Annotated in this window: 13 protein-coding genes and 2 pseudogenes; 8 read left to right on the top strand and 7 right to left on the bottom strand. The window is 68.4% G+C overall.

What is annotated here, in order from left to right; translation table 11 throughout:
• Nucleotides 1–2 precede the first annotated feature (2 nt).
• Entirely contained in the window at nt 3–1214 is a 1212-nt protein-coding gene (locus OIE53_RS24550; RefSeq protein WP_327023842.1) for a DUF4032 domain-containing protein, read from the bottom strand.
• Between the two features lie 152 nt (nt 1215–1366).
• Between OIE53_RS24550 and OIE53_RS24545 the strand changes: the two genes are divergently transcribed.
• Both OIE53_RS24545 and OIE53_RS24540 read left to right on the top strand, forming a co-directional pair.
• Nucleotides 1367–2095 (top strand): phosphatase PAP2 family protein, encoded by a 729-nt coding sequence (locus tag OIE53_RS24545; RefSeq protein WP_327027391.1) that lies wholly within the window; start codon nt 1367–1369, stop codon nt 2093–2095.
• A 10-nt stretch (nt 2096–2105) separates the two neighbouring features.
• Nucleotides 2106–3338, top strand: coding sequence for an APC family permease (locus OIE53_RS24540; protein ID WP_327023841.1), 1233 nt, complete (start codon nt 2106–2108; stop codon nt 3336–3338).
• Nucleotides 3339–3485: 147 nt separating this feature from the next.
• On the opposite strand, the gene OIE53_RS24535 is transcribed toward OIE53_RS24540, so the two are convergent.
• Complete coding sequence (locus OIE53_RS24535) at nt 3486–3746, bottom strand: hypothetical protein (RefSeq protein ID WP_327023840.1); 261 nt, start codon at nt 3744–3746, stop codon at nt 3486–3488.
• Between the two features lie 118 nt (nt 3747–3864).
• Nucleotides 3865–4413, bottom strand: coding sequence for a transposase (locus OIE53_RS24530; RefSeq protein ID WP_327023839.1), 549 nt, complete (start codon nt 4411–4413; stop codon nt 3865–3867).
• 151 nt (nt 4414–4564) lie between these two features.
• On the opposite strand from OIE53_RS24530, the gene OIE53_RS24525 reads away from it, so the two are divergent.
• From OIE53_RS24525 to OIE53_RS24510, 4 genes and pseudogenes are all read left to right on the top strand, one after another.
• On the top strand, nt 4565–4864 hold the full coding sequence (locus OIE53_RS24525; protein WP_327023838.1) for a type II toxin-antitoxin system Phd/YefM family antitoxin: 300 nt from the start codon (nt 4565–4567) through the stop codon (nt 4862–4864).
• Entirely contained in the window at nt 4861–5103 is a 243-nt protein-coding gene (locus tag OIE53_RS24520) for a type II toxin-antitoxin system RelE family toxin (protein ID WP_327023837.1), read from the top strand. The genes OIE53_RS24525 and OIE53_RS24520 overlap by 4 nt, the downstream gene beginning before the upstream one ends.
• Before the next feature lie 30 nt (nt 5104–5133).
• A pseudogene (locus OIE53_RS24515) lies at nt 5134–5293 on the top strand (type II toxin-antitoxin system RelE/ParE family toxin); the annotation flags it as partial.
• A 22-nt stretch (nt 5294–5315) separates the two neighbouring features.
• A pseudogene (locus tag OIE53_RS24510) lies at nt 5316–5573 on the top strand (helix-turn-helix transcriptional regulator); the annotation flags it as partial.
• Between the two features lie 140 nt (nt 5574–5713).
• Here the strand turns inward: OIE53_RS24510 and OIE53_RS24505 are convergent.
• The 4 genes from OIE53_RS24505 to OIE53_RS24490 all read right to left on the bottom strand — a co-directional run bounded on the left by OIE53_RS24505 (nt 5714) and on the right by OIE53_RS24490 (nt 19617).
• Nucleotides 5714–6160 carry a DUF4265 domain-containing protein gene (locus OIE53_RS24505; RefSeq protein ID WP_327023835.1) on the bottom strand — a complete coding sequence of 149 codons (447 nt, stop codon included), beginning with the start codon at nt 6158–6160 and terminating at the stop codon, nt 5714–5716.
• A 72-nt stretch (nt 6161–6232) separates the two neighbouring features.
• The gene (locus OIE53_RS24500) at nt 6233–17059 is read right to left on the bottom strand and encodes a LamG-like jellyroll fold domain-containing protein (RefSeq protein ID WP_327023834.1); all 10827 of its coding nucleotides are present in this window, start codon (nt 17057–17059) and stop codon (nt 6233–6235) included.
• A gap of 108 nt (nt 17060–17167) precedes the next feature.
• Entirely contained in the window at nt 17168–17638 is a 471-nt protein-coding gene (locus OIE53_RS24495) for a hypothetical protein (RefSeq protein ID WP_327023833.1), read from the bottom strand.
• Between the two features lie 176 nt (nt 17639–17814).
• Nucleotides 17815–19617: a potassium channel family protein gene (locus tag OIE53_RS24490; RefSeq protein ID WP_393340304.1), complete on the bottom strand. Its 1803-nt coding sequence runs from the start codon at nt 19615–19617 to the stop codon at nt 17815–17817.
• 94 nt (nt 19618–19711) lie between these two features.
• Between OIE53_RS24490 and OIE53_RS24485 the strand changes: the two genes are divergently transcribed.
• Complete coding sequence (locus tag OIE53_RS24485) at nt 19712–20191, top strand: MSMEG_6728 family protein (protein WP_327027390.1); 480 nt, start codon at nt 19712–19714, stop codon at nt 20189–20191.
• 108 nt (nt 20192–20299) lie between these two features.
• On the top strand, nt 20300–21826 hold the full coding sequence (locus tag OIE53_RS24480) for an FAD-dependent oxidoreductase (RefSeq protein WP_327023831.1): 1527 nt from the start codon (nt 20300–20302) through the stop codon (nt 21824–21826).
• Nucleotides 21827–22055 lie beyond the last annotated feature (229 nt).

Below are 22055 nucleotides of genomic sequence, written 5' to 3'. Positions count from 1 at the left end.
CCTCAGCGTGGCGCCGGGATCTCCACGCCGAGGACGGCCTGCTCGTCGGGGCGGTGCACCAGCTCCTCGGTGAGGAAGGACTGCACCGCGTGGCGCATCCCGACATCCCGACCGGCCCGTTCGGAGAGCAGCCACTTGTGCTCGATGATCTGGGCGAACAACTCCTGCGGCTCCAGCTTGCGGCGCAGGTGGGCGGGGACCGCCCGGACCACCGGCTCGAACACCTCGGTCAGCCAGCGGTGGGCGGCCTGCTGCTCGTCGGTCAGGTCGCTCTCCGCCCGGTAGGCGTCCAGGTCGTTGAGCAGCTTGCGGGCCTGGTTCTCCTCGGCGTCCAGGCCGGTCAACCGGAGTAGTCGCCGGTGGTGGTAGCCGGCGTCGACCACCTTGGGTCGGATCAGGTAGCGCCCGTTGCCGATTGTCGACATGGCCACCTCGGCCACGTCGAAGCCCAGCTCGTTGAGGCGCCGGATCCGCCCCTCGATGTCGTGCCGGGCCTCCCGTTCGACCTGCTGCTCGTAGGTGATCTCGTGCCAGAGCCGCTCGTACCGCTGCACCACCTCCTCGCAGACCACCTCCGGGTCGATCGAGTCGTGCAGCAGGCCGGCGGCCTGAAGGTCCAGGGCCTCGCCGAAGATGTTCACCCGGGCGATCTCCAGGTCCTCACCACGTTGACCGTTGGAGAGGGCGCTGCGCAGGGCCCCGGTCTCGGCGTCCACCAGGTACGCGGCGAAGGCGCCCGCGTCCCGCCGGAACAGGGTGTTCGACAGTGAGCAGTCACCCCAGAAGAAGCCGGTCAGGTGCATCCGGACCAGCAGGGCGGCCAGGGCGTCCAGCAGCCGCCCCATGGTCTCCGGTCGCAGGGTGTGCGAGAACAGCGCCCGGTACGGCAGGGAGAACTGGAGATGCCGGGTGATCAGCACCGGGTCGAGGGGTTCACCGGCCTCGGACTCCCGGTCGGCGACGATCGCCACCGCCTGCACGGAGGGGAAGTCGATCCGCTCCAGGGCCCGCAGCAGGTCGTACTCCCGCTCGGCGACCCGTTCCCCGGTCTCCTTGACCGCGTAGACGTACCCGCCCAGTCGTACGAACCGCACCACATGCCGGGAGATGCCCTGCGGCAGGGCGACCAGATGCTCGGCCGGCCACTGCTCCAGCGGTGTCGACCAGGGCAGGTCGAGCAGGGCCGGGTCCACGAGGGCCGAAGTGATCCGCACGGCGTCAAGTCTGACGGCTGGGCCGCCGGAACGCTTCCCGGCGTGGCTGGGCACACAGTCACCGCGATCACCGCCTGAACCCGGCCGCCGCCCCGGGCCGGTAGCGTGATCGGGTGCGAGAAACCCCGACGGTACGCCGCAAGGTGCGGCTGATGCCGGTCCGACCGGCCGGCTGGTGGTTCGACGCGCTGCTGCTGGTGGCCCTCGTCGGGCTGACCGGGGCCCTGGCCGCCGGCTGGTTCTTCGGCATCGACCGGTCGGTCGCCGACTGGGCCGAGGCGAATCGGCCGACGGCCGCCTGGTGGACCGCGGTCATCCTCAACTACCTGGGCCAGGGCACCCCGCTGACCCTGATCGCGGTCGGCCTGTCGGTGCTACTGGCCCGCCGACTGCGCTCGGTACGCCCACTGCTGGTTCCGGTGGCGGCCTTCGCGCTGACCTACCTCACCATCGGACCGTTGAAGGTGTGGACGGCCCGACCGGCACCGAGCGCCAGCATCAAGGAACCCTTCCTGCCACCGGAGCAGACCCTCCCGCTGTTCCAGGAGGACCTGCCGGTCCGGTTCGCCCAGTCGTACCCCTCCGGACATGTCGCCAACGCGATCGTCTGGTACGGCGTCATCGCGCTGCTGCTAGCCCCCCTGCTGGCTGACCTGGGCCGGAGGCTGCCGCGCCGGGTGGTGCCGGCGATCCGGATCGTCCCACCGGCCGTGGTGCTGTGCACGACCACCTACCTGGGCTGGCACTGGCTGAGCGACTCGGTGGCCGGGCTGATGCTGGGGCTGCTGCTGGACCGCATCCTGCACCGGGTGCCCTGGGACGACCTGCCGCTGCCGGGCCGGTTCCGGCGTTGGGACCAGCCGTTCACCAAGCCTGTCTAGGCTGCGGCAGGTGGACCAGTTGGCGCGCCGGTTGGGCGTACCCGATGCCGTGGTCATCGGTCTGGGGTCGATGCTCGGCGCGGGGGTCTTCGTGGTCTTCGCCCCGGCAGCGGCGACGGCCGGTGGCCTCGGCCTGCTGGTGGCACTGGCCCTGGCCGGGTTCGTCGCCTTCTGCAACGCGACAAGTTCGGCCCGGCTGGCGGCCCGCTACCCCGAATCCGGCGGCACCTATGTGTACGGCCGGGAACGGCTCGGCCCGTTCGCCGGCTTCCTCGCGGGCTGGGGGTTCGTGGTCGGCAAGACGGCCAGCTGCGCGGCGATGGCACTGACCATCGGGGCGTACCTCTGGCCGGGGCAGGCCCGGCTCGTCGCCGTCGCCGCCGTCCTCGCGGTGACCGGGGTGAACCTGCGCGGCATCGCCAAGACCGCCACCGCTACCCGCATCCTGGTGCTGGTCGTGCTGGGAGTGCTGGCCCTGGTCGCGGTGGCCGGGGCGACCGAGGTCTCCATCGCCCGGATCGACGCCCCCGGCGGCTCCGCCCGGGGCGTCCTAGCCGCCGCCGGCCTGCTCTTCTTCGCCTTCGCCGGGTACGCGCGCATCGCCACCCTCGGCGAGGAGGTACGCGACCCCGAACGCACCATCCCCCGCGCGGTGCCGCTGGCGCTCGGCCTGGTGCTGGTCATCTACCTGGTACTGGCCGTGATCGCCCTCGGGGTGCTCGGTCCGGATCGGCTCGCCGCCTCGGCCGCACCGCTGGCCGAGGTGGTGACCGCCGCCGGGCTGCCCGGCCTGGACTGGGTGGTCCGCGCCGGGGCCACGGTCGCGGTGACCGGGGTGCTGCTGTCCCTGGTGGCCGGGGTCGGGCGTACCACCCTGGCGATGGCCCGCCGCCGCGACCTACCCGCCGCCCTGGCTGCCGTGCACCCCGTACGCCGGGTGCCGCACCGCGCCGAACTGGCCGTGGCAGCCGTGGTGATCCTGGTGGTGGCGCTGGCCGACGTACGGGGCGCGATCGGCTTCTCCAGCGTCACCGTGCTCGTCTACTACGCAATCACCAACGCGGCGGCGTTGACCCTCGGCCGCGACCGCGACCGGCGCCTGCCGGTGCAGGCCCTGGCCGGGGCGGGTCTGGTCGGCTGCATCCTGCTCGCGGTCAACCTGCCGCTGCCGACCGTGCTGGCCGGCTTCGGCGTGCTCGCCCTCGGCGCCGCCTGGTACGCCCTACGCGCAGCACGCCGCTGAACCAGCCCGGTCACTCCGTCTCACGCGGATGGTCGGTGCCGACATACGTGAGCCAGACCGTACGGCGCGCGTCATCGACGAGGCACCAGATCCGACCTCCGCCGGTCACCTCGTACTGCTGTTCCCAAGTCCCGCTACCTATTCGCCTCAGGCATCTTCAACCAACTGAAAATCACTCCGAATGACGCCATATTCCGCAGGTTCCACCCAGCAACTGAAGCGGCATCCGAGCAGGCTCGACTGCTCTACCCCCAATTGATACGCCAGAACTTCGGCGTCCGTCTTCCGGATTCTGGAGTCGCCCACCTCACGGAATTCCGCGATCCCGCCACGTTTACCAACCACGACATACTCGACCCTCCCTCCAACCCCACTTCTATCCACATGCTCGCCATGGTCGTCAGCCATCGGCTGACCACAAATGCCACATGCAGGTAGACTGGCGGTTGTATCCGGAGACATTTCAGCACTCTCAGGAATTTGGCGGTCGTGAGGTTCAACGTGAAGCACACGCGATGAGAATTAACTAGTCATCCGAACTCCAGCTTCTTATGCCATCCTGACCATCCGGCCAATACGGGTAATCCGGGTGGCGGATCTTGGAGCCGGCGGCAAATCCGGATTTCGGTCGGGCTCGCTGGTTGCGCCAGCGGATGTAGCCGCCGATGGCGGCGTCCTGCTCCGTGTGGCTGCGGTGGTCGATTGCGTTGAGAGCGAAGTAGCGCACTGCGGCGAACTCGGCTTCGATCCAGTGCGGGGAGAAGTTGTCGCAGATCAGAGAGAGCTTCTGGTCGGGCCAGCGGCGGCGCAGGGTCTTGAGGAAACGGAGGAACTCGCGCCAGCGTTTGCGATCGCGGATGCGGTAGTGCAGGCGGCCGGTGGCCAGGTCGAGGGCGGCGATCATGTGCCGAACGCCCTGGTCGCGGGTGTAGGTGGCGCGCAGCCGTGCCGGCTGTCCCTGGAATCGCCAGGCCCGGCCGGGGCGTGGTTGCAGGTTCAGCGGCCCGAATTCGTCGACGCAAATCACCCTGCCGCCGACGGGTGGGTGGTCGTAGAGGTCCAGGATCCGGCGCATCTTGGTCGTGAAGTCGGGATCGGTGCTGGCCTTCCAGTTGGCGAGACAGGCCCGGGATCCCTGTCGGTGGCGGGCTGCTGGGTTACGTCTGGGGAGCTGTGCTGCTTTCCGTGACGGAGGCGAAGCGGTACCGCGTGGTACAGTGCGGTACATGATGAGGATTACGCTGCGGGAGTTCCGTGATGGCGCGGGTCGTGTGTTGGACGGGGTTGAGCGCACCGGTGAGCCGGTCATCATCACGAAGTACGAACGGCCTGTCGCCGTGCTGGTCGGCATCGACGAGTGGGAGGAGATCGAGGCGTTCCGGGACCATAGGGACGCTGCGGTGATCGCTCGTTCCCGTGCCGAGGGACAGTTCGTGCCGCTGTCGGCGGCTTTGGAGTCGCTCGGGGTTGATCCTCGTGAGGTGGAGGCGCTGCTGGCTGACCGGGCCAATGGTGAGGCGGCGTGAAGGTTCAAATCGACCGGGACGTGCTGGTCTGGCTGCACAAGCAGCCACGCAAAGTGTTCCTGACCGTCCTGAGCGCAATCCTCGGCTTGGTCTCCGACCCTGTGCCACAGAACTCGACCGAGATGCGCGACGGATCCGGGCGTCGGCTGCGCGTCGGTGACTACCGGATCCTCTACCGCCTCGACCGCGACGAGTTGACCATCCACGCCGTCGGGCACCGCAAGGACGTCTACACCTAAGCCACACGGTTCCCGTGGCCTTGTCTGGCCCTGTTCGCCTTCGACCCCTGGCGCTCCAGCATCCTGCTCGTCGCTGGAGACAAGGCCGGACGCTGGTAGCAGTGGGTACACCGAAGCGATCCCCCTGGCCGAGCAACGCTACGAGATCTACCTGAAGGAACGCGCCAAGGAGGAGAGCCGACAGCCATGAGCGCTACGCACGCTGGAGCGACATCCGCGCCGCTCACGTCGAGCGCGCCGGCGGCGAGCAGTCCGTCGAAGACGGCAAGCGGGAACTACTCGCCACCGTGGTCGGACACCACCTCGCCGAGGTACGCCGCGCCCGCGGCCTAACTCAACAGCAGACCGCCGACCGCATGGGCGTCACCAGAGGCCGAGTCTTCCAGATCGAACAAGGCGAGTTCTCGGGCCAAGACGTCGTCGCCCGCTACGTCGCACGAGCACACGCCCGCCCTCATCGGCCGGCATTCCTGCTTACCGAGATAGCCCAATCTTCGCCGGACCGATGCCAGGTCGTCTCGACCTTCGTCACCTTCCCGTCCTGGTTCTTCGCAAACACCCAATGTCACCGAGCGCAGAACTCAGACAGGCAGATGAACCAGCATATCCGTCAACCGGAGCTGCGCGAATAGGCGAAACTCCGAACATCACTCCACTCGTAATGGAGAGCCTTTCGGTTTGCCCAGGAGGCCATCGCATCAACAAGACTTCGAACATCCGCGCCACGCGGCACGTCAAAAGCAAGGAAACGATCGCCATGCATTTCCATGCCTATCCCCAGATTGGAAGCAATTGCCGTGAGAGACTCGCAAACACTATCCGGATTGACGTCACAACCTTCGCGCCGCTCGTGTACTAGTGCGCGAAGGACGCGGTTGCCGGACAGGCCTACAACTTCACGGACAAAGACACCATCTGGATCGAGGACAACCTCATCCAGGTATGCCAGACCGTAGGCACAGAACGGTATACACGCGACCCGAAAATGGTCACCCAAGGGGTTCAGCCAGACCTGTTCGAGTTGACCAGGAAGACCGGAGTAAGTCAGATCGACCATGGCAATGTGATACGGAGCATCTCGGCCGAATGGTTCGACATGATTCACATATATCGCGTCTGTCACACACCCTCATTTCTTGCCCCGGCCTGCATGTAGCAGGAACCACTCCTGAGTCATCCTAGCCGGCCAGTGTGCCGGTGGCCACGTGCCCGTGAATCCCGCTGGAGGATTATACGGCACCATCCCATCACGCTTTGAGCTATTGCACTTCGTGCAAATCGGTGTCGTATTTTGATCAGTCAGATCGCCGCCATGAATTCTCGGCTCGACATGATCGACAGCCTGCGCCGGGTTTTGCCTGCAGTAGGAACACAAGGGAGTCGGCTTAGTGGCATCAGCCTGGACGCCGATGTTGTAAGCCTTAAGCATTGGTTTCGGAATTTCCTCACGAGCCCCTAGGCCACCACTCGATCCTCCTGGGATGTCATAGATAGGCTCACTTCGGGGCCCACATATATCCGACCGCGGCTTATTGATGTTGTGGACGAGGACGGGTTGGTCGTCGATGACGATGTAGTACGTGTGGATGTCGGCGACGGTGAGGTCGCGCATCTCTTCGAGGCCGAGCTTGTTGAGCACCGCCACGACGGTGACCGCGCCCTGGCCCTTGACCAGCAGCTTCGTACCCGGCTTCAGGTCCTTGGCGTCGGTCCACTTCCGCTCCGAGGCGTTCCAGAACGGGTGATGCCAGGTCGTCTCGACCTTCGTCACCTTCCCGTCCTGATCCTTCACCGTCAGATCGGTCAGATCCTCGTCGAGGTTGCGATGCAACTGGGTGACCTGCTTCGGCACTGACCCACCCGCCACCGGATCGGTGGCCATGACCTTGTCACCGACGTTGACATCCTCGATCGGCCGACTACTGCCATCAGCCATCAACACCGGCGTCTTCGGATCAAAACTGTGCCGACGACCCGACGTCGAACACGACGCACCAACACCACCGACCGAAATACCAAACCCGCCACCACCGGAGCCGCCGGCGACCGCACCACCACTACGCGCGCCACCACCGCTCTTACGGTTCAACGCACCCAGACCCGGCACCATGTTCTCCGCCGTCGCACGCGGGTTGTAACTCCCCGTCATCGCCAGCTGCGACATCGCGTCCTCGACACCAGCCTCAGCCGACTCCGTCGCCAACCGACCCAACAGACCCGTGCCAGCCTTCTTCGCCACCGCCGCACCGACCTTGGCCGCGATCGCACCACCAGCACCACCGACCAAACCGGTGACCGCACCGGTGCCCAGCGAACCCAACGCGTCACCAATACTGTGGATATCGCCCTGCGCCGCATCCTTCGCCAGGTTGATCAACGCCCCGGCACCCACCATGCAGGCCACCGCACCCGCACCCGCAGTCACTGCCGTGCAGGCGATACCGGCGAGGATCGCACCACTGATCGCGGCGACCTCCAGCAGGACGTCCTTGTGGTCCTTGACCCACTTCTTGGCCGCGTTCGTGGCGTCACGTACCTGGCTGACGGCCTTCTTGACGGTTCGCTGCGCCTTGGCCGCGACCTTCTTGCCAGCCTGTTTCGCCTTCGCGACCGCCTGCTTGGCCTTCTTCTTGACCTGGGCGACCTTCTTGGTGACGTGTTTCTTGGCCGCCTCGTACTTCTTCTTGACGGTGCGTTTGACCTGGTTGTACTTCTTCTTGACCTGCTGTTTGACCTGGGTGTATTTGCGTTTTGCCTGTTGGACCTTCTTCTTGACGGTGGTCTTCGCCTTCGTCACCGTCTTGGTCACCGTCGACTTGGCCGACCGATACGCCGACGAGGCGTACGAGTAGGCGCTGGAGGCGTACGACGAGGTGTACGAGTACGCCGAACGCACCGTCGAGGAGACCGAGCTGACCGCCCGGGAGAAGGACTTCTTGAGGCTTCCCAGGCCCCAGTGCCCGGTGGGGTCGGTGACGATCAGCGGGTTCGCGTCGCCGTACTGGTAGCGGTTGGCGTTGATCGAGTCCGGGACCGGGCTGTTGTTGGCCGTGTCCCGGGTGTCGAACTGCCCGGTGTCGGTGTTGTACCAGCGGGCGTGCATGTTCACCCGGTTGGTCAGCGCGTCGGTCCACTCCGACTGGTAGCCGAGCTGCCCCAGCAGACCGACCGTGGTCAGCACCTTGCCGAGCGGGTCGTAGGTGACCGAGCCGGTCAGTGCCGTACCGGTCGGGCTGAACTGGCCGACCACGTCGCTGTGCAGGTCGGTCCAGACCAGCCGCTTGTCACCGCCGGAGGCGGCACCGACCACCTCACCGGACGGCCCACGCACGTAACTCGCGGAGGCGTCGGCGGCCAGGTCGTTGCCGAGACCGGTGTACGAGTGGCCGGGCCGCATCGCCCGACCGAGACCGTCGTAGGTGTAGGTCTGCGTGCCGCCCGCGGACTGCTGCTCGATCACCTGCCCGAACGCGTCGGTACGGGTGATGTTGCCGCCGGCCTGGGCCAGGGTGCCGCGAGCGGTGTAGGTGTATCCGGCACCGTCGGCGTTGATCAGCCGGTTGCGCTGGTCGTAGGTGAACAGCTTGCTGCCGTTCTGCACCCGGTTACCAGACTTGTCGTACGCGTACACCGTGATCGCGCTGCCGTTGTTCCACGAGGTCAGCCGGTCAGCGAGGTCGTAGGTGTAGGTGTTCGCCGCCGAACCGGCGAAGCCGGTCGTGGTCTTGGCGATGATGTTGCCGTTGAGGTCCCAGTCGTACGAGATCTTCGCCAGCGAGGCCCCGGACGGCGACTTCAGTTCGTCGCCGGTGAGCCGGCGCAGCGGGTCGAAGGTGAAGTTGCGGGTGTTGCCGTTCGAGCCGTACGTGATCTTCGTGACCTGGGACAGCGTGTTGTAGGTGTAGGCCATCTGCACGCCGGCCGTCGGGTTGGCCAGCGTCGAGAGCCGTCCCGCGACGTCGTACCCGTAGGAGGTGGTGCCGGCCGCGTCCTGCCGGGAGGCGAGGCGCCCGTCGGCGTCGTAACCGAAGGCCGAGTTCCCGGAGGGACCGGTCACCGACACCGGCAGATCACGGTCGTCGTAGCTGATCGTGTTGGTGCCGCCGGGACCGGACAGCGAGGTCATCCGGCCGGCCAGGTCGTAGCCGAACTCCCGGTCCTCGGTCTGCACCTCGGCACCGGCGCCGGACTGCCGGATCAGCTGGCCCGAGTCGTCGTACGAGTTGGTCACCGTGACCCCGCCGGGCAGGATCTGCTGCACCGGCAGGCCGCTGCGGTCGTACTCGATGGTGAAGGTGCGGTCGGCCGGGTTCGGGTGGGCGCTGGTGGCCGGTTCGATCTGCGACTCGGGAAGCCCCCACGAGTTGTACGTCGTGTAGAAGGCGTTGCCCCGCCCGTCGGTGAACCGGGTGCGGTTGCCTTCCAGGTCGTAGCCGAACGTGGTGACGATCGAATCCGATCCGGAGATCGGCTGGATCTGCTTGGTCAGCACGCCCGTCGCGTCGTACTCGAAGGTGGTGGTGGTGCCACGCGCGTCCGTGCTGGCCACCATGTTGCCGGCCCGGTCGTAGCGGGCCAGCTGCTCGGAGAGCAGGGCGCCGCCGGCGGCGCGCTCGGTCGTGCGGATCGCCCGCCCGGCCAGGTCGTACTCGACGGTGGAGTACGAGCCGTCCGGCCGGATGCTCCTGGTCGTCCGGCCCTCCGCGTCGTACTCGTAGCGGGTCCGGTTGTTGGCGCCGTCGAGCACCGAGGTCGGCTCACCGAGCACGTTGTACTCGGTGCTGCTGGTCACGCCGGTCGCGCTGGTGACCACCGACGGCCAGCCCTGCGCGTTGTAGGCGTAGTGGGTGGTGTGGTTCGTGCCCTGCTGCCGCACGACCTCCGTCGTGGTGACCGTCCGACCGAGGTAGTCGTACGTCGCGGTGGTGACCGCTCCGGTCGGGTCGGTGGACGACAGCATGTTGCCCAGGTCGTCGTAGGTGTAGGTGCTCGCACCATCGTTCGGCGCGATCGTCCTGGAGACCCGGCCGAGTTGGTCGTACTCGTAGCGGGTCACCCGGCCCGCCGGGTCCGTCACGGAGACGAGCTGCCCAGCCGTGTCGTACGCCTGGGTGGTTCGCGGGACGATCGGGGTCGACGAACCCGGCGGCGTGTACGCCGGGGCCTGCTCGGCCACCACCCGGCCGACCGCGTCGTACTCCACCACCGACCAGTTGCCGTTGGCGTCGCGGGTGTCGGTCGGCTCGTCGAACGTGTTGTAGCCGACCCAGCTGACCGCGTTGGCCATCGTCGAAAGCTGCCCGGCCTGCTCGACCAGGGCCGCCGGAGAGGTGGTCTTCACCGCCCGGCCTTCCTCGTCGTACCCGTAGTAGGTGGTGTTGCCGTTCGGGTCGGTGACGGAGGTGGGCAGGCCGTCGAAGTCCAGGGTCTGCGAGGTCCGGATGACCTGCGCGTCCGCCGCCGGCACCGCGCCGGTCCTGACCTGCCCGATCTCGGTGGCGGAGAGCGCCTTCTGGTACGCCTGCACATCACTGATCGAGCCGGGAAACCAACCGAAGCCGTCGGCGCCACCGATGGTGAAGGCGGTCGACACGTTGTTGAGGCTCTCGGTGATGTTCACCGTGGTTTGCAGCACACCGTCGGCGTAGAGCCGCATCGTCTTGCCGACGGAATCCACCGCGAGGGTCAGGTGCGTCCAGGTACCCATCACCGCGGACCCGTGCGGACCGCCGCCGCCGAACCAGGTGGTGGTGCCGTCGGCCTTGCGGACCGACATGGCGGCATACCACCGGTCGCTGACCGGCGAGTAGAAGACCTTGAGTGCGGAGTTGCCGATCGCGCCCGGCGCGGAGAAGACGAGTTGTTCGTCCCCCAGGGCGGCGTTCTTCGAGGCGAGCTTCACCCAGGCGGTGACCGAATACGCCCGGGTGGTGTCCACGACCGGGCCGGACTTGAGGTATCCGGTGGTGCCGTCGAACACGGCCGAGCCACCACGGTCGGTGGACCAGGTGACGCCACCGAGCGCGGTAGCGGGGCTGTTGCCGACGGAGTCGGCCGCCGTCGTCCCCCCGGTCTCGGCGAGCTTCCACCGGGCCACCGGCGTCAGGGCGGTGGAGGTGTACTCGGTCTCGGCGATCGCCCGTCCGGCGTTGTCGTACATCGCCTCGGAGATGCTGGTGGGCGTGCCGTCCGCGCCGGTGGAGACGGTGGAGACCACGTTGTCGTCGGCGTCGTAGGTCAGGGTGGTGGTTCGCTTCAGCCCGTCCGGGTCCACCGTCGTGGAGATCGTCCGGCCGGCCGCGTCGTAGGTGGTCGTGGTGGTGGTGTGACCGTTGTTCGTCACCTCCCGCACCACATTGCCGGCCGCGTCGTAGAAGTTCTCCTCGATCAGGAACTCGTTGCCCGCGTTGTCGGCGCGTACCACCCGCGCCTCAAGACCGTTGTCGGTGTAGGTGTAGCGGGTCTCCCAGTTCATCGAGTCGACCTCGCGGGCCAGTCGACCCGCCGGGTCGTAGGACCGCTGGGTGGTGACCAGATCGCGGGGCGCGGAAGGGTTGTTCGGGTCGCCGGTGAAGCCGACCACCGTCGAAGTGAGCAGGTTGCCCTCGACGTCGTAGGTGCTGGTGGTGACCCCGCCGTCCGGTTCGGTCTCGGTGACGATCCGGCCGTACAGGTCGTACGCGAACTGGGTGGTCTGGTTCGCCGCGTTGGTGACCGACACCTCCTGCCCGTACGCGTTGAAGGTGTGCCTGGTCGTACGCGGTGCGTCGCCGCCGGTCAGGTCGCTGACCGTGACCTCGGTGATGTTGCCGTCCACGTCGTAGGTGGTGCTGGTGTGGGCGGTGTGCACCGCGCCGGTGACCCGGTTGGTCACGGCGGGCTCGGTTTCGGTGATCTCCCGACCGAGCAGGTCGTACGTCCGACTGGTGACGAGCCCGCTGGGATGGGTGTCGGTCACCTCGGTCTCGGTGAGCAGCTGCCCGAGGCCGTCGTACGTGTATCGGGTGATCTTGCCGCCGGGTTCGATGAGCTCGGCGATGTCACCGCTGGCGTAGTAGATGATCTGCTGGATCTGCCCGCCCGGCGTGGTCACCGTGGCCGGCAGGCCGGGCGGCGCGAAACCGCCGTCCTTGGCCGCCACCGTGGTGCCGTCGGTGTACGTCATGCGGGTGACCCGGCCGAGCGGATCGGTGATGCTGGTCTGGTTGCCCTTGGTGTCGTAGTCGTAGCTGGTCAGGTAGGTGTTGTCGGTCTCCGACGCCGACCGGCCGTCGCGCAGGGTCAGCATCAGATCGTTGCGGGCGTCCGGGGTGAGGGTGGTGGTCGTCGCGTCCGGGAAATAGGTGTAGTAGACCGACGAGCATTTGCCGGCGGACTGGTCCTGGCAGGTGATGACCTGTTTGGTGTTACCCCGGGCGTCTTGCAGTTCCTGGGTCCAGACGCCGCGCGGATCGTAGGTGAGGTTTCCGTAACCGCCGACGTCGTAGCCGAACTTCGTGGTGTTGCCCAACCCGTCGGTCTGGGCCACCAGCCGGTGGCCGTTGACCAGGTCGTAGGTGTAGGAGGTGGTCTCACCGGTCGGCCCGGTCACGGTGATCGTGGAGACCGGCATCGGGAAGGCGGTGGCGACCCCGGAGATCATGGTCACCGCGACCGGGGCGGTCTGCTTCGACGCCAGGAAGTGCGTGGCCACCTGCTCGGCGGAGAGCTGCGAACGGTAGAACGCCACCTCGGCGATCGAGCCGGGGAAGTAGCCGACGTCCCCGGTGCCGTGCATGGGCCAGTTGCCGGCCCACTTGCCCGCTCCGACGTACGCGTTGACGGCATCGGTGGTGACGAGCTCGTAGTCAAGCTTGCCGATGGAGATGCCGTCCAGGTAGAGCGACTGGGTGTTGCTGGCGGCGGAGAGCACCACGTGATGCCACTTGTTGTCGTTGACGGCTATCGGGCTGGTGATCACCCGGGTGGGACTGCCGGTCCAGAACCCGCCACGCAGCTTCCCATCGGTGCCGACATAGAGCGACGGGGTCCAGTTGCCGGTCACCGACGGGTCGTTGATCGGGCTGGCCTGGTAGCTGTAGAGGACGCCGCCCTTGTTGTTGCCGGACGGCATCTTGAACCACATCTCGATGGAGTTGGGGCCGGTGGTGGGCATGTCCTCGGGCGGCAGCACCAGATGCGAGGAGGTGCCGTTGAACGATCCGGCCTTGCTGTCGCTGAACGGACCGGCCACCCCGAGGGTGACCTGGTGGTAGGTGGCCGTACCACCCTGCACCTCGTTGACCGCGTCCGTCACCTCGATCTCGCCGAGGCGCCAGTAGTCCGCCGGCTTGGCGCCGAGCACCGAGGCCGCGTAGACGTCGCTGCTGCCGGAGACGGTCGGGCTGCCCAGCTGCCACACCCCGCCGTTCTCGTCGGTGACCGTGGCGACTCGGCCGCTGACCTTGTCGTAGCCGATCTCGGCCGTGACCCCGCCCGACGGGCGGACCACCTTGCTGAGGACCGGATGGCTGGTCCGACCGACGCTGTTGAGTTCGGCGGCGGTGGTGGCGGTCAGGGCCTGGTTGAAGAACGCGACCTCGGCGATGGAGCCGTTGAAGTAGGTCGCCTTGGCCGGGTTGGCACCGGAGTTGACGTGCGTCGGCCAGGAGCCGCCGACGAAGCCCGCGCCGACAAGCACGTTCGCCGACCCGCCGGCGATCTGGGCGATCGTCCCGTTCAGGGTGCCCTTGAGCGCGCCGTCGAGATAGAGCCGCTGCACGTTACCGGCACCGGCCAGCACCACGTGATGCCAGGCGCCGTCGGTGACCGCGACGTCCGTGGTGATCGTCGCGACGCTGCCGGTCCAGAATCCGCCGCGCAGCTTGCCGTCACTGCCGATGTAGAGCGACGGGGTGTAGTTGCCGGCGGTGGTGCCCTTGCTGATCGCGTCGGCCTGGTAGCTGAAGAGCACACCGTTCGGGGTGCTCGTCTTGAACCACATGCTGATCGACTGGTACTGCCCGTCGGCGACCAGCTTCCCGGGCAGTTGGACGTGTGAGCTGGTGCCGTTGAAGGTCGCGGTGGTCGCGGTCGAGCCGGGCAGCGCGGCCGGCTGACCGAGGGTCACGTTGGTGTACCGGGCGTTGTCGACTCCCGCGTTGCTCAGCACCTCGCTGACCGCGGTGGTCGCCCCGGCACCCTCGTCCAGTCGCCAGTACGAGTACGGGCCCGCGTTGAGCACCGCGTTGGCGTACTGGGAGGTGGTGTCCTGCTGATAGGTGGTGCAGTTGGTGTGGTCCGTCGGCGGGCACACCCTGGTCAGCTGGTCGTTGGCGCCGTAGCTGTACGTCCAGGTGGCGATCGTGTTCGGGTCGCCGGGCACGGCCGGGTCGGTGTAGACCGTGGCGACATGCGGCTTGGTCGACCCGGCCGGAGTCGACCAGGTGAAGTGCAACGAGCGGCCGGAGGCCGATGTCGCTGTGATCAGATTCGCCGAGCTGTCGTAGGAGAAGGTCATCGCCCGGCCGTTGGCGTCGGCGATCCGGGTGACCTTGAATACCCCGGTGCCGGTCGCCCGGCCGAACGTGTAGACCGTGGCGTCCTTGTCGGTCAGGGTGTAGCCGGTGACCGTGCCGCCGGAATCCTTGGTCTCGACGAAGGTGGCGAACCGGCCGGACGGCGGGCTGAAGGTGCCGTTGGCGTTGCGACCGAAGGCGACGTCCTGGCCGGTGGGATAGGTGACCAGCACCGACTGCACGCTGCCGGCGACGTCCTTGACCTGGGTCGCCCGCACGTCGACCAGGCTCGACCAGCCGGCGCCGAAGGCGTTGTCGCGGCGGGTGTCCAGGCTGTTGTAGCTACGGGTCACCGAAAGCGAAGGCCCGACTGTGCTGATGCTGGCGTCGGTGGCCGAGGTGGTGTAGTTGCCGACGCTCGGGTCGAAGCCCTTACCGGCGTTCTGCGCGAGGTTCGTGGTGAGCAGCGGCTGCGGTACGGAGGTGGTGAACGCGTACGCGGGATAGACCGCGCTGTAGCTGACCTTGTCGTACACCCGGACGGTGTACAGATATGTCTTGTTCCACGCCAGCTTGCCGGCGGGCACCGTCCAGGTCGGGCTGCTCACCCATCCCGAGTTCACCACGGCCGCGTTGGTCGCGGCGTCGGTGATGACGTAGTTGTAGGTGAAGCCCTTGTTGGGCCACTTGTCCGAGTCGACCGCCCGCGAGAGCAGTTGCGGGGTGAGGGTGTTGACCACCGCGTTGTTGCCCGGGTAGCGCAGGTTGATCTGCGGCGCGACGTTGTTGGAGTAGGTCAACTCCAGGTACGGCTTGTACGCACCGGCGGAGTAGTTGGCGGCGGTGAAGCGCTTCCAGGCGGTCGAGTCGGTCACCGAGGCGGTCAGCGCCAGGCCCTCGTTCATCCCGCCCGTCGACCAGTCGTTGAAGGTGTCGACGGCGAGCGGCACGGTGACCCACTTGCCGGTGCTGCGGACCGCGTTGGTGTTCGTACAGGCCGGGTAGTTGTCGGTGATCGTCAGCGATCCGATCGACGACGAGATCGCCGGGCCGGGGTAGCTTCCGGTGGTCAGGTTCGCCACCGTCCACGCCTCGTTGACCCGGTGGACGTTGAACGGCTTGTGCGACGTGCAGTCGTACGACCAGGTGTGGTAGAGCTTCAGCTTCGCGCCAGTGATCCGCTTGCCCATCAGGCCGTCATCGTCGAACTCGTCGAAGTGGATGAACGAGCGAGCCTTGACCGTGCCACCGTTGTAGGTGCCGACCGGCAGGTTGTCACCGTTGTGGTTGGTCGTGCTGGAGTCGTTGTCGACGTAGACGTCGCCGGTCGTACCGGTGGTGGTGGTCGGGTCCACCCGGACCGGGTACTCCCGCGCCGGGTCGTTGAGCCAGGTCGAGTCGGCGACGACCTTCAGTGCCACCTGACCGTCGACGGTCACCAGTTCGAAGTTGACCGCCGAGGACTCTGCCGGTGCCCCGGACTGCGGGTCGACCTTGGAGTCCTGCATCGACCCGTGCGGGAACCAGGCGACCGCCTTGCCGTCGCTGTTGAGCAGTTCCACCGAGCCCTCGGCGGTCGGGCGTGGCGTCAGCCCGTCCAGATCCAGGGGGAACACCCAGGTCGAGGCCGCCTCCGGCGACCGCAGGATCAGGGTTTCCTTGATCCCGGCGTCGAAGGTGGTCAGCTCCAGGTCGGTGTGCGGCAGGACATCGCGGTAGACGGCGGTGGGTCCGGTGACCTCGGGGGCGCCGATGGCGCTGCCTTCCAGTCGGTAGGCGACGGACTCGCCGGTCGGCAGGGTGAGCCGGGCCAGTTCCGCTTCCTGGGCGGTGGCCCCGCTCCTGGCGCCGGCGGCGGCGCTGCGATCGGCACCGGCGGACGGGGCCCCGGCCACGGAGAGCTTCAGCCGGTTCGCCTTGACGTGCAGGCGTCCGTCGGACCGACGGGTCAGGTCCGAGTCGATCTTCTGCCAGGTGCCGTCGGCGGCCAGGTAGTTGACCGGACGGTTGTGGGTGCGCTTGGTGAACGACCCGTCCGCGTTGACGTAGACGTCGGAGCGGGCGCTGGACCGGCGGGCGTCCCGCTTGCTGGTGCGGGCGTCGAACCCGGGCTCGGCGACTCCGGTCTGCTCCGGGGTGGACTCGATCTGATGTGGCTGATACGAGTCGAGCGTGCCGGCGGCAGGCTTCGGTGCCCGCCCGGCACCGCGTCGCGCATCGGTTGCCGCTGCGGGTGCCTGCGGATCGACCTGCACCGGCCGACCCGTCTGCTGCACCGGCAGCCCGACGAAGGCTGCGGAGGCGGACCACGCCGGATGCTGTCTGAACCAACTCAGCCAGGTGAGCGGAAACTCGCCACCGGGCCGCACCACGTCCGGCGGTACCGCGACGGTCAGCCCGAAGATCACAGCGACGACCAGCGCCGAGCGGCGGCCGGCCCTGCTGAAGGATCGGCCCATGGCCGCTCACTCCCCCGTAAATATTGATGATTCCGAGGGAATTTTTGTGGCTAGCTGATCATGGGACAAGCTGTCCGAACGAACAGATCCTGAAAAAAACCTGAGAGCTCAGGAGCGCGTTCGGGTCAGCGCCACAACCAGGTCATGTGCTTGTCTCCGCACCACTTCCGGGTCGCTATCATCCACAACCGACACATTCCGACCCGGCTCGATGGTGCCGAACGCAACAAAACGCGCCTGGGGATAGCGGGCAGCGATTTTTGTCACTCCGGCGACCGGTGCCGCGCCGACCGCGAAGATCACATCGCAGCGGTTCTGCACCAGACCGGCCAGAAAGGTTTCCGCCTGCGGCCCGGTCTGCGGACCGTCCACTTCGAGATACTGCACCTTCACCTGCGTTGCGAGAGATGCCTCCTGCATCCCACTCCACACCGGACTGGCTTCCGGGGAGGCAACCCCCTGAGCGCCGGTGAGCAGGCAGGCGGTCTCGGCTCGGTACTCGCGCTGACGCGGCGGCGGTTCGTCGTCCGGCCAGAGCAGCCAACCGGCGGTCAGCACCACCACGAGACCGGCCGCCACCAGGGCCCAACGCAACACCCGACGTGGCACGAACCCCCACGGCGGCCCGCCCCGGCGGGGCACCTGCCGCACCCGGGCTCGCCGTCCGACCCCACCACCAAGCACGGCCGCACCTTACTCCGCGCCCGGCAGCGGCGAGCGCACCGGCTCACGCTCCCGCCGGGACAGGTGGAAGCTCACTCCTCGGTCTCTCTCGGCAGCGGCGGTGTCCCGACCGCGATCTCCTCCTCGGGCGGGGCGGCCTCGCGGAGCAGGGCGTTCAGGCCGGCGCGCCGGGCCACCACGGTCAGCCGGTCCCCGGCCACGATCACCAGACGGTGATCGGGCGACCAGTCGTAGCGCTGGCCGGGGCGGGCGTGCGCGAGCAGCCGTACGCTGCCGGCCTTGCCGACGGCGGCCAGCGGGCGGCCGTCGAGGGCCGAACCGGCCGCCACCGGGACCTCGGTTACCAGTAGGGCGTGCCGGCCGACCGGGATGGTGGCGATCACCGCCCGGTCCAGCAGGGCGGCGGCGAACGAGGGGGCGGCCAGGTAGGAGACGCTGCGGGAGGTGCCGATGCCGAAGGCCCGCTGCACCCGCTCGGCGAAGTGGCCGTCGAACAGCCGCAGCACCACCCGGAGTTGATCGTTGAGAGTGCGGCCGTTGAGCGCGGCCCGCAGGTTGGCCCCGTCGTCCGTGGAGACCACCACCAGGGCCTGGCAGGTGGCCACCGAGGCGGCCCGCAGGGTCTCCTCCTCGGCGGCGTCCCCCACCACCAGGGGTACCCCCAACCGGCGGGCCAGCCCGGCGCCCCGGGCGTCCCGGTTCTTGTCGATCGCCACCACCTCGACGCCGAAGTCGTTGAGCTGGGCCATCACCCGGGTGCCGATGTTGCCCAGGCCCACCACCACGACATGCCCGGACCGCTCGGGCAGGATCCGCCCGGTGTGCAGGGCCAGCCGGGCGTTGACCACCCCGTCGACCACGACCGCTGTGATCAACGGGATCAGGGCCAGCCCGGCCAGGTTGAGGATCACCTGCACGACCTGTTCGGCGCCGCCTTTGGCGGTGTCCGGGTCCTGCCCGGTGAGGGTGGTGACCAGGGTCAGGTAGAACGCGTCGGCCAGGCTGACGTGCGCCGCGTTGGCGTACAACCCGCCGAGTAGCCCGACCACCGCGAGCAGCAGGATGACCGTGATGCCGATCTTGCGGGTGGCGAAGCTGCGGATCGCCCGCAGCACGGTGGTCACCGGCCGACGCCGTCGACGTTGTCGGCGCGCCCGGGCCAGCCGGCGGGCGGCCAACTCCGTGCCGACCGGCCGACCGGCGGCCTCGGCGAGCACCAGATCGGCGGCCCGGTCGTCGGCGGGCAGCACCAGGTCCTGCTGCGGATCGCGGGTGTCGGCCACCGGGCAGACCACCTCGCTGGGGCGTACGTCCTGGCGGCGGGCCAGGTAGAGGGTGCGACCGCCGTGCCGGAAGTGGGTGGGTGCGACCTCACCGAGGGCGGCGGCCACGAAGGCCGGGGCGGCTATCGAGGCGTCCGACAGCACCGCCGAGTCGGGGAAGATCTGCCGCACCCCGTTGGCCAGGCCGGTGTTGAACATCCGCACCACCAGGCGCAACCCGGGCTCGACTTCCTGGGCGCAGAGGGCGGCGTGCATGTTGCCCACGTCGTCCTGGTGCAGCAAAGCCAGCCCGGCCGCCCCGGCCAGGTTGGCCCGGCGGAAGGTGTGCTCGTCCAACCGGTCGGCCCGGATCACCTCGACGCCGGGCAGGTCCCGGCCGTCGGGAGCGGGGGAACGCTGCCGGGTCGGCACGATCAGGGTGATCCGCAGCCGCCCGGCCTGCGGTTCACTGCCCCGCAAGGCGAGCACCACCCAGTAGGCGAGGGGATCCTGACCGCAGATCACGTAGTGGGCCCGGGGCTCCCCGTTGACCCGCAACCGGCGGCTGGCCCGCAGGGCCCGATCGAGCAGCGGCTCCGCCATGACCGGCATGGTAGTAAGCCGGTCGCAATCCGCGCAGCCCCGCGACGATCATGATCGTCGACCGGTCGGCATGGGCCGGGCCGTGGCGGGTAGGCCCTGCGACATGCAGACCTTCCTGCCGTATCCGGACTTCCTGGCCAGCGCTCGGGCCTTGGACCAGCGTCGGCTGGGCAAGCAGCGGGTCGAGGCGATCCAGGTGCTGCGCGGGCTGACCCGGCCCGGTTACGGCTGGCGCAACCACCCCGCGGTGAAGATGTGGGCCGGGTACGAGGAGGCCCTGACCCGCTACGGGCTGGACGTCTGCGAGGTCTGGTGTGCCGCCGGCCGGGCCGACACCTGCGCCGTCACCCTGGCCGCCGACCTGGCCACCGCCTGCGGCATCGAGCAGGTCCGCTCCCAGCACGAGTTGGCCGTGGCCGGGGAACTGCCACCCTGGCTGGGCCGCGACGATCTGCATCTGAGCCACCGATCCTCGCTGATCCGCAAGGACCCCGACCACTACCGCCCGATCTTCGGCGACCAGGTACCCCTGGACCTCGAATACGTCTGGCCCCCCTCCGACCGCCCCCGCCGCTGCCTTTGAGGTGCAAGGAAGGGCCCCCTGTTAACGCCTGGCGAGGTGAAAGGGCCCCTTGTTAACACGCGACTGTTTCCGACATCTCCGGCACACTGTGGAGTCAGGGGGTGTCCGGTGGCGCTGTCGCAGGTGGTGGGTCGGCTTCTCGGCGTACGTCCGTACCAGGTCCAGCCCGGCGGGGGTGGTGCGTCCCGGGTGCCGCAGCCGGTGACCGCCCTGGTCGTCGGTGGCGGAATCGCCGGTGTGTCCGCTGCGGTGGTGCTCGCCGAGCGGGGTGTCGAGGTGACCGTACTGGAGGCCGCCCCGACCCTGGGGGGTCGGCTGGGGGCCTGGCCACAGACCCTGGCCGACGGCACCCGACAGGTCAACGAGCACGGCTTCCACGCCTTCTTCCGGCAGTACTACAACTGGCGGAACATCCTGCGTCGGATCGACCCGAAACTGCGGTTCCTGCGGCCGGTACCCAGCTATCCGGTGCTCAGCGCCCAGTGGCCGACCGAGGAGTTCGGCCGGCTACCACCCGCCCCACCGGCGAACCTGCTCACCCTGCTGGTACGCAGCCCCAGCCTGCGGCTGCGGGACCTGCGCGGGATGGACCGGGACGCCGCCCTGCCCCTGCTCACCTACGACCCGGTACGCACCTACGCCGAGTTCGACGAGCGCACCGCCGACGATCTGCTCACCTCGTTGCGCCTGCCGGACCGGGCCCGCGCGATGCTGTTCGAGGTCTTCTCGCACTCGTTCTTCAACCACGAGGCGCAGATGTCGGCCGCCGAGATGATCGCCCAGTTCCACTTCTACCTGCTCGGCAACCCGGAAGGGCTGGCCTTCGACTGCCCGGAGGACGACTACGCCACCACCATCTGGGGCCCGCTGACCCGACATGTCGAACGCCACGGGGGTCAGGTGGTGACCGGAGTTGCGGCGACCGGGCTGCAACGCACGGACACCGGCTGGCAGGTGACGACCACCGAGGGGGCGTACCAGGCCGGGCAGGTGGTGCTCGCCGTCGACCCGGCCGCCCTCGCCGCGCTGGTCGCGGCCTCCCCCGGCCTGGCCGACACCGCGCCGCAGCTGGTTGCGGCGATGCCCGGGTACGGCGAACCCGGCCCGCCGTACGCGGTGGCCCGGTACTGGTGCCAGGGGGATGTCGCCGCCGCACGGGCGATCTTCAGCGGGGTCACCCGCCAGTCCACCCTGGACTCGGTGACCCTCTACCACCGGCTGGAGCAGGGCAGCCGACGCTGGGCCGAGGAGACCGACGGCTCGGTGCTGGAACTGCACGCGTACGCCTGCGAACCGGACGTGCCCGCGACGGAGCTGGCCGGGCGGATGTGGGCCGAGTTGACCACCCTCTGGCCGGAGGTGGGGCGGCTGCGGGTACGGGAGCTGCACGCCCGGGTGGAGGCCAAGGCGCCCGCCTTCGCGCCGGGCAGCCATGCCCGACGGCCCGGGGTACGCACCGACGCTCCCGGGCTCTACCTGGCCGGCGACGGCATCCACACCGACTTCCCCAGCGCCCTGATGGAACGGGCCGCGGCGACCGGCATCCTCGCGGCCAACCACATCCTGCGCGCGGCCGGCGCGGCCACCGAACCCCTGCGGTCGGTCCGCCCCCGGGGCCTGCTAGCCCGGCGCTGACCGGCCGTATCGAAATGCGTTGCCGTCGCCCTCGGGCCACCCCTACCGTGAACGCGCAAGGTCAACCGCCGTTCACGGGAGCACTCATGTCGATGCCGCATTTGGTGCCGTCGTGGCTGCCCGGTACGGCTGGCCTGGCGGAACACCCCCGGGGTGGCCGACCCGGCTGACGCGTACCCGTACCCGTCGAGCCGCCCACCCGCCCTGGGACCGGGCGGCTCGTCGCTGT

Origin of the sequence: Micromonospora sp. NBC_01739 (assembly GCF_035920385.1) — a bacterium.
GTDB lineage: Bacteria > Actinomycetota > Actinomycetes > Mycobacteriales > Micromonosporaceae > Micromonospora.
Note: the sequence above shows the minus strand (reverse complement) of the source record. Positions and strands in the feature narration are given on the sequence as shown.

What these genes read in the sequence shown, in the direction of transcription:
- OIE53_RS24485 (WP_327027390.1), top strand. Translation starts at nt 19,712, where the DNA reads ATGCAGACCTTCCTGCCGTATCCGGACTTCCTGGCCAGCGCTCGGGCC.
- OIE53_RS24525 (WP_327023838.1), top strand. Translation starts at nt 4,565, where the DNA reads ATGATGAGGATTACGCTGCGGGAGTTCCGTGATGGCGCGGGTCGTGTG.
- OIE53_RS24490 (WP_393340304.1), bottom strand. Translation starts at nt 19,617, where the DNA reads ATGCCGGTCATGGCGGAGCCGCTGCTCGATCGGGCCCTGCGGGCCAGC.
- OIE53_RS24505 (WP_327023835.1), bottom strand. Translation starts at nt 6,160, where the DNA reads ATGGTCGATCTGACTTACTCCGGTCTTCCTGGTCAACTCGAACAGGTC.
- OIE53_RS24545 (WP_327027391.1), top strand. Translation starts at nt 1,367, where the DNA reads ATGCCGGTCCGACCGGCCGGCTGGTGGTTCGACGCGCTGCTGCTGGTG.
- OIE53_RS24500 (WP_327023834.1), bottom strand. Translation starts at nt 17,059, where the DNA reads ATGGGCCGATCCTTCAGCAGGGCCGGCCGCCGCTCGGCGCTGGTCGTC.
- OIE53_RS24535 (WP_327023840.1), bottom strand. Translation starts at nt 3,746, where the DNA reads ATGGCTGACGACCATGGCGAGCATGTGGATAGAAGTGGGGTTGGAGGG.
- OIE53_RS24530 (WP_327023839.1), bottom strand. Translation starts at nt 4,413, where the DNA reads ATGCGCCGGATCCTGGACCTCTACGACCACCCACCCGTCGGCGGCAGG.